15 protein-coding genes are annotated in these 15,494 nt (G+C 67.0%); 3 read left to right on the top strand and 12 right to left on the bottom strand.

From position 1 onward, the window contains the following. Window positions 1-125 precede the first annotated feature (125 nt). Window positions 126-1,136, bottom strand: a complete 1,011-nt coding sequence (locus tag QHF89_RS03195) for a methyltransferase (RefSeq protein ID WP_136966110.1) — start codon at window positions 1,134-1,136, stop codon at window positions 126-128. A gap of 203 nt (window positions 1,137-1,339) precedes the next feature. On the opposite strand from QHF89_RS03195, the gene QHF89_RS03190 reads away from it, so the two are divergent. After that, on the top strand, window positions 1,340-1,795 hold the full coding sequence (locus tag QHF89_RS03190) for an acyltransferase family protein (protein ID WP_136966111.1): 456 nt from the start codon (window positions 1,340-1,342) through the stop codon (window positions 1,793-1,795). 6 nt (window positions 1,796-1,801) lie between these two features. Here the strand turns inward: QHF89_RS03190 and QHF89_RS03185 are convergent, their stop codons facing one another. The 4 genes from QHF89_RS03185 to QHF89_RS03170 all read right to left on the bottom strand — a co-directional run bounded on the left by QHF89_RS03185 (window position 1,802) and on the right by QHF89_RS03170 (window position 6,011). After that, window positions 1,802-2,647 (bottom strand): carbohydrate ABC transporter permease, encoded by an 846-nt coding sequence (locus tag QHF89_RS03185; protein ID WP_136966112.1) that lies wholly within the window; start codon window positions 2,645-2,647, stop codon window positions 1,802-1,804. Beyond that, a complete protein-coding gene (locus QHF89_RS03180) occupies window positions 2,644-3,567 on the bottom strand; it encodes a carbohydrate ABC transporter permease (protein WP_136966113.1) in 924 nt (307 codons plus the stop codon). The genes QHF89_RS03185 and QHF89_RS03180 overlap by 4 nt, the downstream gene beginning before the upstream one ends. A gap of 11 nt (window positions 3,568-3,578) precedes the next feature. Beyond that, window positions 3,579-4,931, bottom strand: coding sequence for an ABC transporter substrate-binding protein (locus tag QHF89_RS03175; RefSeq protein ID WP_136966114.1), 1,353 nt, complete (start codon window positions 4,929-4,931; stop codon window positions 3,579-3,581). A gap of 63 nt (window positions 4,932-4,994) precedes the next feature. Next, window positions 4,995-6,011 carry a diacylglycerol/lipid kinase family protein gene (locus tag QHF89_RS03170; protein ID WP_284719985.1) on the bottom strand — a complete coding sequence of 339 codons (1,017 nt, stop codon included), beginning with the start codon at window positions 6,009-6,011 and terminating at the stop codon, window positions 4,995-4,997. A gap of 88 nt (window positions 6,012-6,099) precedes the next feature. Here QHF89_RS03170 and QHF89_RS03165 point away from each other — a divergent pair, with 88 nt between their 5' ends. Together QHF89_RS03165 and QHF89_RS03160 are read left to right on the top strand one after the other, a co-directional pair. Continuing rightward, window positions 6,100-7,119 carry a radical SAM protein gene (locus QHF89_RS03165; protein WP_284719984.1) on the top strand — a complete coding sequence of 340 codons (1,020 nt, stop codon included), beginning with the start codon at window positions 6,100-6,102 and terminating at the stop codon, window positions 7,117-7,119. Beyond that, window positions 7,116-7,862 carry a hypothetical protein gene (locus tag QHF89_RS03160; protein WP_284719983.1) on the top strand — a complete coding sequence of 249 codons (747 nt, stop codon included), beginning with the start codon at window positions 7,116-7,118 and terminating at the stop codon, window positions 7,860-7,862. The genes QHF89_RS03165 and QHF89_RS03160 overlap by 4 nt, the downstream gene beginning before the upstream one ends. A gap of 9 nt (window positions 7,863-7,871) precedes the next feature. On the opposite strand, the gene QHF89_RS03155 is transcribed toward QHF89_RS03160, so the two are convergent. From QHF89_RS03155 to QHF89_RS03125, 7 genes are all read right to left on the bottom strand, one after another. Continuing rightward, complete coding sequence (locus tag QHF89_RS03155) at window positions 7,872-8,777, bottom strand: hypothetical protein (RefSeq protein WP_136966118.1); 906 nt, start codon at window positions 8,775-8,777, stop codon at window positions 7,872-7,874. Beyond that, a complete protein-coding gene (locus tag QHF89_RS03150; protein WP_342763951.1) occupies window positions 8,774-10,669 on the bottom strand; it encodes a TonB-dependent receptor in 1,896 nt (631 codons plus the stop codon). Before QHF89_RS03150 ends, QHF89_RS03155 begins: the two co-directional genes overlap by 4 nt. A 158-nt stretch (window positions 10,670-10,827) precedes the next feature. Then, window positions 10,828-11,715, bottom strand: a complete 888-nt coding sequence (locus QHF89_RS03145) for a hypothetical protein (protein ID WP_136966120.1) — start codon at window positions 11,713-11,715, stop codon at window positions 10,828-10,830. Beyond that, the gene (locus QHF89_RS03140; RefSeq protein ID WP_136966121.1) at window positions 11,712-13,040 is read right to left on the bottom strand and encodes a hypothetical protein; all 1,329 of its coding nucleotides are present in this window, start codon (window positions 13,038-13,040) and stop codon (window positions 11,712-11,714) included. Before QHF89_RS03140 ends, QHF89_RS03145 begins: the two co-directional genes overlap by 4 nt. Then, window positions 13,015-13,305, bottom strand: coding sequence for a hypothetical protein (locus tag QHF89_RS03135; protein ID WP_284719982.1), 291 nt, complete (start codon window positions 13,303-13,305; stop codon window positions 13,015-13,017). Before QHF89_RS03135 ends, QHF89_RS03140 begins: the two co-directional genes overlap by 26 nt. Next, entirely contained in the window at window positions 13,302-14,501 is a 1,200-nt protein-coding gene (locus tag QHF89_RS03130) for a hypothetical protein (protein WP_136966122.1), read from the bottom strand. The genes QHF89_RS03135 and QHF89_RS03130 overlap by 4 nt, the downstream gene beginning before the upstream one ends. Beyond that, complete coding sequence (locus QHF89_RS03125; RefSeq protein WP_284719981.1) at window positions 14,498-15,385, bottom strand: helix-turn-helix transcriptional regulator; 888 nt, start codon at window positions 15,383-15,385, stop codon at window positions 14,498-14,500. Before QHF89_RS03125 ends, QHF89_RS03130 begins: the two co-directional genes overlap by 4 nt. Between the last annotated feature and the right edge of the window lie 109 nt (window positions 15,386-15,494).

Genomic DNA, 15,494 nt, shown 5'->3' with positions numbered 1-15,494 from the left:
GGTATCATTCATGGGATCCGGGGAGCTCGGACCCCGTGATGCCGGTTGTAGCCCGCCCCCTACGGGCCGGCCATGAGACCAAGGTCCCATAACCTGTACGTCGACACACAAGCGCACGCACGACGTCAGGCGGCGATGCCCTCCACGATGGCGATGGAGTTCGCGGTCGGAATCACGCGAGCGATCTTCAGCCCGGCGGTATGAAAAAGGGCCGCGAATTCGGCTTCGGTGCGCTCGCGGCCGGGCACGACGGTCAGCATGCAGAGATCGAGCGCCTTGCTTGGGTGATCCGTGTTCCCTGGGGGCACGAGCGCGTCGACGACGAGCACGCGCCCTCCCGCGACCATCGCGCGCCGGCAATGTTTCAGGATGTTCATACACGTATCATCCGCCCAATCGTGAATGATCCGCTTCAGCACGTAGACATCCGCGCCGTCCGGCACGGAGGTGAAGAAATCGCCGGCCATGCGATCGACGCGCTTGTCGAGCCCCGCCGCCGCGATACGCCCCGGCTGCCCGACGACCTCGAGCCTATCGTAAAGCACGCCTCGCACCGAGGGATATCGTCGCAGCACCTCGACGAGCAATCCGCCGAGGCCCCCGCCCACGTCCACGACGCGCGAGGCGGCGCCGAAATCGTAGGCCTCGGCGATCGCCCGATTGTCCGCGTCCGAGACGCCAGCCATCGCCTTATCGAAGACCTCGCCGATCGACGGATGTTCGCTCATGTATTCGAAAAACCCAACGCCGTGCCGAAAGTCAAACGCACACTCGCCGGTTTTGACGGTATGAGGGAGATGAAGCGCGGCCTCCATCGTGGGCGGAAGCGTGCCGAGCTGCACGACGCCTTGCAGGGAGAAAGGCACGCCCGTGCGAAGGAGCTCGGCGGACGGCGTGAGGTGGAATCGCCCGTCATCGTCCTCGGCAAAGACGCCCTTCGACGCGAGCACGCGGAGGACACGGTAGAGCGACAAGGAATGGGCGTTCGCCTCGGCCGCGAGCTCCTCCGCCGTCTTCGGCCTCGATGCGAGCCGGTCTGCGATTCGGAGCTGCATGACGGCGTTGAGGGCGCCTGCATGAAAGCATCCCCAAGCGAGATCCATGATGATTCCAACGGGCGATTGCATGGATTCCATGGCATTCAGCGTATCAAGCGCGTTGGAGTCGAGCAAGGCACGTAGCCGACGGTTGACCCCCTCGCGCGGTACCGGATACCGTGCGGACGTTGGCTGAGCATCTGGATAAAAACCGTCCCGGCTCCGACGGCTCGGTGTTGCCCGGGCTCGACGGGCTTCGTGCTGTCGCCGTCGTCCTGGTCTTGCTTTATCACTAGCAGCTCGTGGGTCTCGGGCTCACCCTGGCCCTCGGCCTTTCGGTTCTCTTCATTTACGGTCCTACAGGGCTGCGCTCCTCGATTGGATACCCGATAGGCCTGAAACACGGGTATGCCTACATCTGGGGCTACTCCCTCATCAACGTGTCGAGCGTGCTGCTCATCGAGTGCCTGGTGCGCGGCGCTTTCCTGACCCGCTTCTTCGAGCACCCCGCCCTCGCCTACCTGGGCCGGATCTCCTATGGCGTCTACGTCCTGCATTTTCCCGTGCAGGCCCTGGTCGAGCGCGCCCTCCCGGCTTCATCCGTCCTCCTACGGATGGCCATGCAGTTCGCGTGTACCCTGGCGAGCGCGAGCGTGTCCTATCACTTCTTCGAGCTCCGGTTTCTGCGATGGAAGGACCGGTGGTTCGGCTACGCGAAGCCCCGGTCCGAGCGGGACGTTATCACGCAGAGCGGATGAGCCCGCTCACCCCTTCACGGCCCCCGCCGTGAGCCCCGCGATGATCCGCCGCTGGAAGACGAGCGCGAGCAACACGAGCGGCGTCGTCACCAGCACGGAGGCGGCCATCATCTGCCCCCAAGGCACCTCGAAGGCCGAGCTCGTCGTCGCGGAGAACGAAAGAATCGCGTGGGTCACGGTCCGTTTGTCCGGGGTCTGCATGAACGAGAGCGCGAACAGAAGCTCGTTCCAGGCGGCGATGAAGGAAAGCAATCCCGTCGTGACCATCCCAGGGGCCGCGAGCGGAAGCATGATCTTCGCGAAGAGCTGCAGCGGGGAGGCGCCATCCATGTAGGCCGCCTCTTCGATCTCGACAGGCACGGCTTCGAGAAACCCGGTGAGCACCCAGATGGTAAAGGGCAACGTGAAGACGAGATACGTCAGCGTCAGGGCCGGCAGCCGGTTGTAGAGGCCGAGCGCATTCACGAGCTGGAAGAGCGCACCGAGGACCGCGATCTGCGGAAACAGGGTCATCGACAGGATCACGTAAAGCACGAGGCTCCGGCCACGGAATCGGTACCGGCCGAGTGCGAACGCCGCGAGCGCGCCGATGGCGAGGGAGACGAGCGTCACGGAGCTCGCCACGAGGACGCTGTTCAGCGCCGCGCGGAGAAAATCGTCGTTCGCGAGGACGCGACGATAATGTTCCAGCGTCGGGTGCTCCGGCCAGAATCGCGCGGGGGTCGAAAAGAGCTCGGCGTTCGTCTTGAACGAGGACACGAGCGCCCAGCCGAACGGGAATACGAGATATACGACGAGGAAGACCACGGCCATCCCGAAGGCCGCTCGCCGCGCCACGCCCCGAGCCTTCATGTTTCCCTCCGCTGGAAGAGCGCGATGTAGATCACGATGAAGACGGCGATGACCAGGAAAATCGCGGTGGAAACGGCCGAGCCGTATCCCACGTCGGAGATGCTGACGAGGATCTCGTGAGCATAGGTGGCCAGGGTCTGCATGTCGGGCCGGCTCCCGAACATCACGTAAAAGACGTCGAAAACACGCAATGCGTCGAGCGTCCGGAACACGAGCGCGACGAGGAGGGCCGGCCGGAGGAGCGGCAGGGTGATCCGCGTGAACGCTTGCAGGCGCGTCGCGCCGTCCACACGTGCGGCCTCGTAAAGCTCGCGTGGGATGAGCTGCAGGCCGGCGAGCAGGAGCAACGCGACGAAGGGCGTCGTCTTCCAGACGTCGACGAGGACGGCCGCAGGGAGCGAGGTCCTCGGGTCCGCGGTGAATGCGATCGGCTCGTAAAGCAGGCCCAGGCGATTCACGAGGACGTCATTGAAGACACCATATACATCATTGTACATCCATTTCCACATCTGTGTGGATACGGCCGTGGGGATGGCCCAGGGCACGAGCATGGCGGCGCGCACGGCGGAGCGTCCCTTGAAACGCGCATCGAGGAGCAGCGCAATGCCGAGGCCGAGGGCGAGCTCGAGCACCACGGTGATCACGGCGAAGAGCACGGTGAGGAGCAACGCGTCGAGAAAAAAACCGTCGTGGGCAAGCTCCACGTAATTCGACAACCCCACGAAGCGCGCGGGCTCCTCGCTGCCGAGCCGGGTATTCGTGAGGCTCAAATACAGGGTGTCGCAGAGCGGATAAAGCGCCACGAACGCCGTCACGATCAGCGCCGGTGTGAGGAACGCCCACGCGACCCTCGCGCGCCTCTTCGCGCGGATCCCCGCGACCTCCGCTTGCCTCTCCGCCTCGCCCGTCGTCGTGCTCATCCCGTGTCCCCTCACCGCAGCGAGCGCCGGATACGCCGAGCGATCTGCTCCAGCGCCTTCTCGGGGTCTGTCCCGTAAAGCGCCTTGCTCACACCCTGGTAAAATGCGATTGAGACCTCGTTGTACCTCGCCCCCGCCTGGTTCGAGGGCCTCGCGACCAATGTCGCCCCCCGCACCCGCTCCAGGAAAGGCAACACCCGCGCGACGTCCGGATCGCTCTGCACGGCGGGAATCGTGGGGATATATCCGCCGACGAGCGCCCGGAAGCGCTGCACCTCGGGCGAGCAGAGATACCCGACGAACGCGACGGCCGCGTCGGGAAACCGCGAATATCTCGAAACACCGAGGGTCCAACCGCCCAGGGTCGCACTGCTCTCGTACCCGGGCTCGTGCGGGAGGGGCGCGACGTCGAAGCGCCCCTCGATGCGCGATCCCTTCGTGTTGCCCGCTGCGTACGCGTACGGCCAGTTGCGCATGAAGGCCGCATTTCCGCCCTGAAACACGTTGCGCGCGTCCTCCTCTTCGTATCCCGTCACGCCAACCGGCGAAATCGTCCCAACGAACCCGTGGAAGCGCGCGAGTGCCTGCGCGGCCCGCGGATTCTCCACCGTAGGCTCACGGCCCTCCAGGATCGCACCACCGCCGTAGGAATGAATCCATTCGAGTGCATTGCACGTGAGCCCCTCGTACGCCTTGCCCTGCCAGACGAACCCGGCAAACGAACGGCTCCGCGCGCGCTCTCCTCTCTGAATCGTCCGCGCCATCCCTTCGAGCTCGTCCCACGTCGCCGGGGGTGCGTCATATCCGTACTTCTGGAGCAGATCACTCCGGTAATAGAGCATTCCAAAATCGGTAAAGTAGGGCATGGCCACGAGCCGCCCTTGCACGGTGTCGTTCTTGATCGCAGCTTCGAGGTGCGTCGCCGCGAGGCCCCCGAGCGCCGCGCCGAGATCGAGCAAATGCGGGGCGAAAATGCCAGGCCACACGATGTCGAGCGAAAGGACGTCCACGTCGGCGGAGCGCGCCTGAAAGAGGCGCAGGTAACTCGCATATGTCTCGGTCGCGTCGCGCGGGCGCAGGACGACGTCCACGATGGCGCCCGTGTCCAGCGCGAACCGCCGCGCGAGCGCACGGTCGATCGCGGCGCCGATGCCGACCGACTCCGCGTAAAACACGAGCCGCGCGCCCGCATGCCGCTCGGCCCTGAGCACGCGCGGCGGCGGCATGCCGACCTCGGGGAGCTCTTCGGCCGCGTCCTCCGCGGATGGCGCACGACGACAGCCAGAAATCAACGCAGAAAGCGGGAGGACGGCCGCAGCCGTGAGGAACGAACGTCGGGTCTGCTCGCCTCCTCCGATGGACATGACGACATCGTTCCCTGATCGGGCAGCGACGTCAAACGTTTTGTCCTCAAACGGATCGCGTGCTCATTTGTCCGGAACGATCAGCCGCAAGGCGCGGGCGATGACCTCGATCGAAGCGCGCTCAGCGCGCGGGAACTCCTCGCCGTCGAGCTGGCACGGCGGGGGCGCGCCGCCTTCGGGGACGCGGAAGTGGACGTCGATCCGAGAAGCCCGGCGCGTCCCGGGAGGCGCGGTAGGCGCGACGAACCCGGCGCGCGCGAGTGGTCCGATGGAGAGGCCCACTGTGGCGCGCCGGAGCCAATCTTGCCGCGTGGGAAATGGGAACACCTCAAACAGGCCGTCATCGTGGCGTGATGTCGGATCGACCACCCATCCCCCTGCGTAGACGCGTGTCCCTCGAATCAAGAGTTCCGTGAGCCGCGCCTCGAAGCGCGCGTCGTCAGCGACGACATTCACCACGAAATCGACGTCCGGATTTTGCGAAGCGACGAGCGTGCGAATCAGAGCACCGGCATACACGAACTCGTCACGATAAAGCGCAAAAGCTTTCCCCAACCGCCGAGCCCGATCTCTGTCCACGTTACGCGCCGCAATCACCGCGGCGCCGATGCCAAAGCCCACCGAATCAAAAAATGTCGCGCGCGCAACCGTCCTGCCGGCGCCGTCCATCGCATGGAGCTTTCCCGCGTCGAGCCGCGTCTCCCGCCCGGCCGCGAGGACCCGCACGTTCCGCTCGAGCGCGCGCTCCCCGGCGCGCAAACCGAAGCTCCGACCATGGTTGTTCGCGGTCCCCGCGGGCAGCATTCCGAGCGCAGCCGAATCCCGGCGCGGGCTTTCGAGTAGCCCTTCGGCGACCTCGCGGAACGTGCCGTCGCCGCCCATGGCAATGACGCATCGATAAGGCTCTTTCGTGAGCGCATCCCGCACCGCCTGCACGGTTCGTCCGCCGGGCGCCGTCGGCAGGAGGCGGGCGGGGAGCCCTGCCGCACGAAGCAGGTGCAATGCGACGTCGATGCGCGCCGCATTGCGCCCGCTCTGGGCCATGGGGTTCGCGACGAGGAGGTGCGTGAGCGCCGTCATGCAGGGGCTGAGCTTACCCGATACGCACGGGCGTTTCACGCGCCCGGTCCCCTTCCCCTCGCGCCCGCGTTCGGATAGCTTCGGGGGCGTGCTCCCGCGCCCCGAAGACGAGATCTCGCTGCCCATGGAACTCGCGCCGATGCGGCGTTTTGCGCTCGACGGCGCGCTCCTTTGCTTCGATCGACGCACGGGGCTCACGGCCGTGTGTGAGGGGCCCGAGACGGCGCATCTCCGCATGCGCGCGCCGCGCGTCGTGCAGTTCTCGATCACGAACGCGTGCAATCTCTCCTGCACGTTCTGCTCGCGTGACGTCACGGCGCGAAGCGCCTGGAACGCGGAGGAGGCGTTCGTCCTCTTGCGCGATCTTGATCGGGCCGGCGTGCTGGAGGTCGCGTTCGGGGGCGGCGAGCCGCTCGTGTTCAAGGGATTCGCGGCGCTCGTGCGGCGCCTCGACCTGGAGACGCGCCTCTCCGTCAGTTTGACGACCAACGGTATACGCCTCGACGACACGATGATCGCGGCGCTCACACCCCACGTGGGGCAGATTCGGCTTTCGATCTACGACGACGTCGACCATCGGCCCATCCTGGCGCGGCTCGCCCGGAGCGGCGTGCGTTTCGGCGTGAACTGGCTCGTGACGCCCACGCGCCTCCCGGGGCTCGCGTCGTTCGTCCTCGAACTCGTGGAATCAGGTTGTCGAGACATCCTCCTTCTTTCCTACAATGGCCCGGATCACGCCTTGCACCTCGATCACACCGAAACGTCGGAGCTCGCCCGCGTCGCGCGTGTGCTCGGGCGCGGGCTCGCGGGGCGCGCGACGCTCAAGCTCGACATCTGCTGGGGCGAGCGCATGGCGCCCGTGCCGCGCCTCTTCGGTGGGCGTCCCTGCTCCGCGGGCCGTGAATTCGTGGTGATCACGAGTGAAAAACAGGTGAGCCCATGCAGCTTCCATCACCTGCGCTTCCCCGCGGAGACCGCCGAGGACGTGCTCCGCATATGGGAAACCCATGGTACCGCGCTCGCCGCGCCGGCACGCGAGCCTGGGTGCGCGCGGACGCCGGGGTTTGGTCTCGACGGCTCTCCGCGGCGATTACCGATGACGGGGTGACTCCGATGCGCATCTACCTCTACCAGGCATTCGCCAGCAACAACAGCGGCAGCTATACGCTGGTCGGCACGTTCAAAGACGAGGCCACGGCCGAAGAGGTCGCGCGCCTGCTCGCGGAGGTGAGCGCAGCGCATTCCGCGTGGCTCGAACGTCCCCGCGGGGCCGACGACGGCCCTTCCCCCCTCGACGAGCTGGTGAAGCGCGAGGGCTTGCGGGGAGACAAACCAGGCCGCGACGATGACTGGCCATTGTACGACGGTGGCCCCCAGGTGGTTGCTGCAGGCAAGCAGGTGCTTTTTTACTGCTCTTTCACGTTAACGATGCCGGCCGTCATCGGAGAGCTCTTTTATGCACGAGGCGGCCGCGTCCAGATGGAGCTCGACCATGCGCACGCGGAGATCGCAGTCGAGTTCGACATCTGGCTCCCGTACGATAAAATCAAGGACAAGGACGAGCGGCGGGAAAAGCTCGACGCCTTCGAGGCACGGCTCGCGGACGAGCTATCCGCCTGGACGAGGCGTGATGAAGAGGATACCCGCCCGCAGATCGAGCCGGCGTGGTATCATGGAGAGTGGGGCACCCGGCACGTGGCCGTGGTCTTCCGTGATCTGGTCGAGGGCGTGCAGGGCGTACGAACCCTCGCGCGGGAGATGGCGGTGGAGCTCCATTTCAAGGTATGGGAGTGCCCCCATGGAGTCCCCGATCCATTCGCGTTGCTTCGCGGGCCCAGGATTGAGGAGTAGGCGCCCGCCCTAAAGCGGAGATTTCACGTCGAGGGGATACCTCGCGAAATCGGTCCCGCCGCGCCCATCCCGCAAAACGAGCCACAAGAACACCCGTGAAGCCTCGTCGGGCGCGCTCCAGCCGTTCGACACCGTCGTCGCCAGGTCCTCGCTCGACCGCCCGGTCACGTCGCTCTCGAAAGCCCCAGCGGTCGTATACCAGGAGACCCGCAATGCCTCGCGCTGGTCCACGAGCGCTTGCTTTCTCGGATCGAAGGCAGGGTAGACCTCGGCGTCGTCGGCGCTCCAGCCAACCTCGAATCGCACGTCTCCACCCGCGGGCAAGGCGTCGAGCGACGTGGGCGCGCCATTCACGAACGCATGCAGCGGAGCGAGCTTCGGGTTTCGATTGGGCGCGCGCCGCTCCGCGTACTCCACAGCAACGTCGAGGGGCACATTCGGCAAGTTGCACGTGATCCGCTCCAGGACAATCGCGGTCCGCTCCAGGGCCTCCACGCGAACTGGCTGGTAAAATCCACCCGTCGCGTCGGGATCCCGCGGGCGGAAATCACCGGGAGGCGTCTCGGGACCGAAGAGCGAACAGGTATCGGTCGGCGTCGCCGCCGTCACGCTCACGGAAGCGCCCACGATGGGCCGCACGGCGTCTCCGAGACACGCGGTGCTGACCGAGCCGTTTTCCGTGAGCGGCTTGGGCGCTGCGCAAAAGGCCCAGCGCACAACGGCGCCCTGGAGATCGCCGTCCGGCGTCACCACGAGCGCCTCGTATAGGACGGGCGCGCCTGGCTTCGATTCGGGCGGCTCGCTGCGCACGGCGAGGATCCGCGGACCCGTCACGAGCGACTCCCGCTCGGCCTCAGCAGGGAGGCACCCCGCGACGACGAGGCACACCGTTTCCCACGATACGCGTCGCTTCACAGTTCGACCCTCGCCCCCAGAATGGCCAGCACCGGCAACCCCGAGATGAAACTCTTGCGGCTGAAATCGTAGTTGTAAATGATCTCCTCGGGGTTGTCCTGGTTCGTCACGTTGGTGACGTCGAGGGAAAGGACGACGGACGCGCGGCGCACGGAAATCGCCTTCTGCACGCGGAGGTCGAGGGCCTGGAAGCTCGGGAGGCGTGTTCCATTCTGCGTGCCGAAGATCGGCTGGAAGTGGCCAGCCGTTGTATCATGGAAAGAACCCACGACAGGAGTGCGCGGCGCGCCCGTGGCGTGACGGAACCGAACGCCGAAATTCCATCCACGCCATTCGTAGCCGGCTGTCGCCGTGAGCACGTGCGTCTGATCGTGATCAAAAAGCCGCGACGACGTATCCCCCTCATAACGTCGTTCGCTGCGGCTCGTGGTGTAGGCGATCCAGCCGTAGAATCCATTGCGGAGCAGCCTTCGCGCGAGGACCTGCACGCCGAAGCTCTCGCCCTCGCCGTCCTGCGTGAGCGCGGCCGCGAGATGCGGCGTGGGGAGCCGGCTGCGGACCACGAGGTCGTCGCGCGACACGAAAAAGCCGGTCACCTCGACGTCGAAGCCCGCGGGCAAGCGCACGGACGCGCCTGCACTCGCGTGCGCCGCGCGGGAGAGCACGAGGGTTGGCGCGCCGAACACCGGCCCGAGGTCCTCCGCCGACGGTGGTTGGTGGTAGAGGCCGCCGCTCGCGGAGATCGTCACATGCTCCACGGGGGACACGCTCACCGAGAGCCGCGGATCCAGCGCCGGCAGGAGCCGGGACGAGCCAATGCCGGGAGTTTGTCCCACGCGCGGCGTGCTGCGGGATCCCTCCACCAGAAACAAATCGGCGCGTAGCCCCGGCGTGACGAGGAAGGGCCCGAGCCGCAGCTCCGCGACGAGGAAGGGGCCGACATCGACAATGTTCGTACTCCAATCGTCCGCATTGACGTCGCTCCCGGGCGGCTGGCCAAAGACGTAAAGATCCCCTTCCCTCGGAGGCAACGTGAGCGAGCCCTGGCGGAATAGGCTCGCGCGGGACGCGAGGGCGTCGACGCCGGCCGTCACGGCAACGTTGCGCATGATCGGCGCGCGATACGAGGCTCGCAGCCCATACCGCCACGTAAGCGTGTCCCGCGCCTGCGGCACCCCGCCGAACGAGGCATCTCGCCGATCCCGATCCCGCCCGAAAAACGGAACGATGACGACGTTCGCGCCGTCGGGCAGGGCGCGCGTGTAACGCAGATAAAATCGTTGAAACGAACTCTCGGTCGATTCGACACGCGTGTTCGCGGGGTCGGATGACGGCTGCGTGCGCGTGAGCGCGTCCCCCGCGCCGAGGAGCACGGCCGAGATCTCCTCGTCCTCCCGGAGCGCGAGGGAGGCCTTGAGCTGATAATCGTGATACCGAGGAATGGGCACGATGTCGAGGACACTCGGCGGGGCCACGGCGGAGACGAGCCTATCGAAATGGCTCGCGCGGGCCGCGGCCGCGACGCGCACGCGATCCCCCACGGCGGCGCTCACCATGCCCGCGGCGTCGAGAAAATCTGCGCCGATCGAACCATGTATGCCCTCCGCCGGGAGATCTCGCGTGGTCACGCGGACGAGGCCGCCGAGCGCGCGGCCATATTCGGCGCCATACGCGCCGGGCGTGAGGTCAATCGCCTGCACGAGGCCCGAGGGGAGCACACCGCGAAGGCCATTTCCGTGATAAAGCGCCGGAATCTCGACGCCGTCCACGGTGACGCGGCTGTCGCCCGGCGCGGCGCCCCAGAGGACGAGCCCTCCCCCGAAAAACCCGCCCCGCGCGACGCCGGGCAAGCTCTCCACGATTCGAAGCGCATCGTCCCGGGTCCCTGCCACGCGCCGAGCCTCATCGGCGCGGACGGTCGCGCGCCCTGGATCACGTTTGCGTGGCGCCGCACGAACGGTGACCTCCGCAGGCTGTGGTTCGTCGGAATGGGCCATCCCGGAAAACGAGCACGCGGCCAGCACCGCGGCCATACACGCCGCGTGGCTCCTCACGGAAGATCGAACTCCACCGCAAGGACGCCGGCGCCCCTGTCGTGCGGCATGGCCTCGTCCGTGGGTCCGCTCTGTCCCGCAGAGCGCGCCAAGGAGACGCCACTCCGGAACACGTCCACCGACCAGTTCGCGAAGCCCTCGCCGCAGAGGGAAAACGTATCGACGCGGACGATGTAATGCCCGATCGGCGGGTCGTTCTTCCAGACGACGTTTTCCATGCGCCTGCCGTCGATGACGCACCCCGCATTGGAGTCGAAATCGAGGAGCGCGCCGGACTGCCACGCCGTGGGATCCACCGGTTGCCCGGGCGGCGGAGGCTCGTACGAATTGATGTTGCGCTTGTAGATCTCGACGCCGCGCGGATCGACGACGTGCAGGTCGAGGTCGGCCTCGCGATCCCACCGGAGCGAGACGACGAGGTTTCCCTCGGGCGCGGTGAGGGCCGTGGCTTCGAGCGCGTGACGGCTCGTGAGGCCGAAGTGGCCGTCCGCATCGACGGCGCGCACGAGGAGCTCGTACGACCCCGCGCGCATGTCGGGCGAAAACGAGAGCGAGACGTCGAACGTGGGGAATGCCGGCGATTGCACGTCAGGCAGGCCCGCGGGGACGATCCAGTATCCTGCATCCCCCGAGAGGCCGAGCGCGACCGCCGTCGCCTCCGGCGCCAGGGACCCCCGCAATGGTTTGTCGATCTGCCCTGTCCGCACGCGATTCGTGCCGAGGTTCACGGCGACGACGCCGGGCCCGCCATTCTCCTGCGGCATCGGCCCCTCCACATACGAGCCGGGCGCGACACGCATGTCCGCAAAGAGCCCCGGATCGGACGATACGCCGCCGCAGCCGACGAGCCCCCCAAAGATGAGCACGAGCGCGGATCGCCTCAAAACGACACCTCCCCGCGGATCGCAAGCGAATCGTCCCCGAGCGTGGTCGGCAGGCCACCCGCCGTGCGGCCGAGCGCGTTGTTCCGGTGATCGTATTCGAGGACGACGCGCAAGGCGGGAAAGGAGTTGTCGCGGGCAAACGTCCACGTGGGAGGCGTGTACCGGAGCGCAGCGGCGATGGAGACGGTGGAGTACGTGCTGTCGCGGGGCACGAGGTCCTTGCCGCGTTGCTCGCTCGCGTCCTGGTCGGGATTGTACCGATCGTAACGCACGCCGATCATCACATATCGGCCGAGCTCCTGGGCGATTCCGACATGAAAGCCGAGTTCGCGGAGATCACGGCCTGCGCCGATCGGATCGGCAGCTTCGACGCCACGATCGAGGTTTTGCGCGCGCACGATTTCTCCGAAGAGGCACGCTTCCCCGACGACGGGTAGCTTCGCCGTGACGCGCAGGTCGGCGCCGAGCGCGAAGCGGTCGAAGTTCTCGGAGGGCGTGGCCGCGGTGCCCGGAATCGCGCGAATCTCGGTCCCCTCCACGAGGCCATTTTCGTTCTCGTCGCGCCACACGAGGACGTCTTTCGTGCTCGGCGTGCCCCGGTGTAGGCCCGTGCCGGAGAGCGCGGAAAACCCACCCTGTACGCGCAGCCTCGCGAGCGGCCTCGTATCGACGCCGATGCGGCCGAGGACGTCCTTGCCTCCGTTCGGATCCCGCGCCGGGAAAAACACCTGCCCGACCGGCTCGCCGTTCATGAGGGCCACGGCATACTGAAAGACACGATAACCGCCGGAAAGGCGCAAACCCAGGTCGTAGTTGCCCGGAAACAGCGCGCGGCTCGTCGTGGTGCGTTCGAGGAAGAGGCGGCTCCGCTCGCGCTCGGGTCCTTCGATGCCAAAGGGAATTTTGAAGAGGCCGAGCGTGGCCATGACATAGGGCGGCGCCTCGACGTTCGCGCCTTGCCAGCGCGCCGAGACCTCGGCCTCGATGACACGCGCGGCAGGCCCCTCCACGGTGTTCGCGTCGAGCTCGAGCGCGCCGCTCACGATGTGTGCGCTCACCTCGGCGCGGAGGCGCGCACGCGTGATCGTGAATCGGTCCTCATTGAGCGGCGCGCCGGTCGCCGGGTTGATTTCGTCCTGCGACGATTGCCGATACGCTACGGCGTCGGCCTGCACGTAGCCCGAGAGGCGCAGGCGCACGGGGGGCTCGGATGGCTTGGGCTTGGTCTCGGCCCGCGCCGACCCGACCGCGCTCGCGACGAGCAGGCTCGCGAGCGCGATGAGCCGCCGAAATGCCCGGTCAGGGCAGCGGCGGAAGCGAGCCATCGGCATTCAAGAGGGGCAGGTTCACGACCTTGTCGACCTTCTCCGCGTCGGTGCAGGCGTTGATGATTTCCACGTGGCTCGTGGGCTCGGAGAAACATTCGGGCCCGCTCCCGCCGGCCCCGCCGCTCCCGCCGGCCCCGCCACCGCCGCCCGCGCCGCTGCTCGACGAGTTACCCGAGGGGTTTGCCGGCGGATTCTCCTCGCCGCACGCGCTCGTGAGCAGGACGAGGACGAAAAGCCCCTTGAGGACGTATTGCGTGTTCATTTCGCCTCGCAGAAGCCGTGCCGGCACTTGCCACCGCCACATTCGCCATCCCCGCCGCACGTCTTGCACGTCGCGCTGGGTTGTCCCACGCGGCTCTCGAAGAAGCAGCCACACGGCTCGGGTGCGCTATAGAGCGAAAGGTCACCGCCCTCGAAGAACCGCGTGACCGCCATCGCGCAGTCGGGGACGAGGCCCTTCGAGATCACGACATCGAGCGGGTCGAACTCCGGCGCAGGCGCGACGGTCTTCGAGAGGACCATGTCGACGAGGTACCGAACGCGGGGATTCGTCACGGTCCCCTGCGCGTCGACCGGCGCGAGATACACCGTGGGAGACCAGATCGTGTAATGGCCGTCCCGCACATTGCGTTTGTCGAAGGACGTCGCCGTGGAGTCGGGATAGTAGGCGTGTTTCTGCTTGAACGCCTGGAACGCGAGCGCTGCGACCTTGTCCCGATTGCCGTCGTAGATCTCGGCGCCGAGGATGCCGATCGTCTTCTCGGGGCTCGGCGAGGTGGCGACGCCGTTCAGGACCTCGGACGATTTGTCGAGCATCACCCCTTTCCATTTCGCGCCCGGCACGCCGATGGCCGCGGCCATCGTGAGCAGCGTGCTCTTCGTCGTCGTGCGGATGAAAAAAAGCGATTCGTCCGTCCAGGGCTCGACCTTTCCCTGCGCGCCGAAGCCGAAGACGAAATACGCCTCCTCCGCCGTGATCGCGCGCTGCGAGTTCGCCTCCGGGACGATGAAGACATACGGCTGCACGGGCCCCTGGAAAAGGCCGATCCCGGCGGGCGGCGGCGAGGGATCACAGGAGCTCACGAAGAGCGCCGAGATGGCGAGGTCGAGGGGGACGCCGTTCGGATCGATCGTGCACTGGGGCGCGGGCTTGCTCGGATCCCACGTCGGGTCCTCGGCGGCCGAGGGAATGTAGCGCGGGTTTGTCGTGAGCTTCGTGCCCTGGTACATCGCTTCGATGTTCGTGCACGAGCCGCTCGTCTGGTAGATGAGCGTCATCGGGCTCGCCTGCGAGGCGCGGAGCTTCTGGCCAAGCGCCTTGAGGAGCGGCTCCTGCGTGTCCCCGCTCTGGATGTAGACAGGGTTTGGCAGGGCGCTGCAATCCAGGGCGAGCGCCGCGCGTGGGGAAAGGAGCGCTGCGAGCGCCCCCAGCATCAAGGTTTGTCGGATCAATCTCAAGGGATGCTCCTTCCAAACTGCAAATGACCGGCGCTCGTCGCGTCGTACCCCGCGTGGTGAACGAGCCGGGCGCGGTATTTCCCGCTCTGGACGAGCTCGCAGAGCGCGAGGACGCGTCGGTCGCCAAGGTGCTCGGCGCGAAACACGAGGCCGTACGCCTCGGCCACGACGGGCGTGAACCCGAGCCCCGCGTGCGCGGCCCATGCGCGCGACGCGAGCGCGATCTCGGCGTCCCCACGCGCGACGGCCATGACCGCGTCCCTGTGGGAGCGATATTCCTCGGCGTGCGCATAGGCGCGCTCGGGCTCGACCCCCTCACGGGACAAAGCCTCGTCGATATGGTGGCGAATACCCGCGGTCCGCGGCCGCGACGCGAGCCTGCGCCCCGCGATGCTGGAGAGCCTGCGCAGCCGCAGGCCCTTGCGATGCGCGAGCCCGAGCTCACGGACGGCGAGGTGGAGCCATGCGAGTTTCTCCCCCCCGAGCGACGCAGGAACATGGTCCCCGTGGCAGCCCGCGCCGAGCACGGCGCCACGCTCCAGCCCGACGAGGCCGGTCGCATGATCGGCGAGGACGAAGCCCACGAGCGGGGCGGATCGATCACGGCCCTCATCGAACAAGGCCTCGATCGCGAGATCTCCATTCGCCGCGAGCAGGGGCGGAGGGGAGATCGCGGGCGCCTCCACCGGCGCGGCGGCAGGCGCGCCCCGGCTCCATGCGAGCACATCGGCCTCGTCGTAACGCCACTCGTCGCCGACGCGGCGCGCGGGAAGCCCCCGTTTGAGGAGCCGGTAGACGTGTTTCGGATGCACGCGGAGCAGCGCCGCGACCTCATGGGTCGTGAGCAAGGCCGCGGGCCGTCGGAGAGGTGCGTCGTTACCCAAGGTGGTCGGATGTTACCTAATGTTACCCGTGAGGGACAAAAGATCGCGACGATCGGGTCGGGCGCGACCTCGGGTTCCGTTTCGGGTGGAGGGATGCCGCGCCCGGTCA

The sequence above is a fragment of the Polyangium sorediatum genome (genome assembly GCF_029946465.1).
Classification (GTDB): Bacteria; Myxococcota_A; Polyangia; order Polyangiales; family Polyangiaceae; genus Polyangium; species Polyangium fumosum.
This window is presented reverse-complemented; position numbering and strand designations above follow the sequence as displayed.

Bases quoted from the DNA above. Each gene is read 5' to 3' on its own strand.
- QHF89_RS03195 (WP_136966110.1), bottom strand. From the start codon at position 1,136: ATGGAATCCATGCAATCGCCCGTTGGAATCATCATGGATCTCGCTTGG.
- QHF89_RS03185 (WP_136966112.1), bottom strand. From the start codon at position 2,647: ATGAAGGCTCGGGGCGTGGCGCGGCGAGCGGCCTTCGGGATGGCCGTG.
- QHF89_RS03180 (WP_136966113.1), bottom strand. From the start codon at position 3,567: ATGAGCACGACGACGGGCGAGGCGGAGAGGCAAGCGGAGGTCGCGGGG.
- QHF89_RS03175 (WP_136966114.1), bottom strand. From the start codon at position 4,931: ATGTCCATCGGAGGAGGCGAGCAGACCCGACGTTCGTTCCTCACGGCT.
- QHF89_RS03170 (WP_284719985.1), bottom strand. From the start codon at position 6,011: ATGACGGCGCTCACGCACCTCCTCGTCGCGAACCCCATGGCCCAGAGC.
- QHF89_RS03140 (WP_136966121.1), bottom strand. From the start codon at position 13,040: ATGGCTCGCTTCCGCCGCTGCCCTGACCGGGCATTTCGGCGGCTCATC.
- QHF89_RS03135 (WP_284719982.1), bottom strand. From the start codon at position 13,305: ATGAACACGCAATACGTCCTCAAGGGGCTTTTCGTCCTCGTCCTGCTC.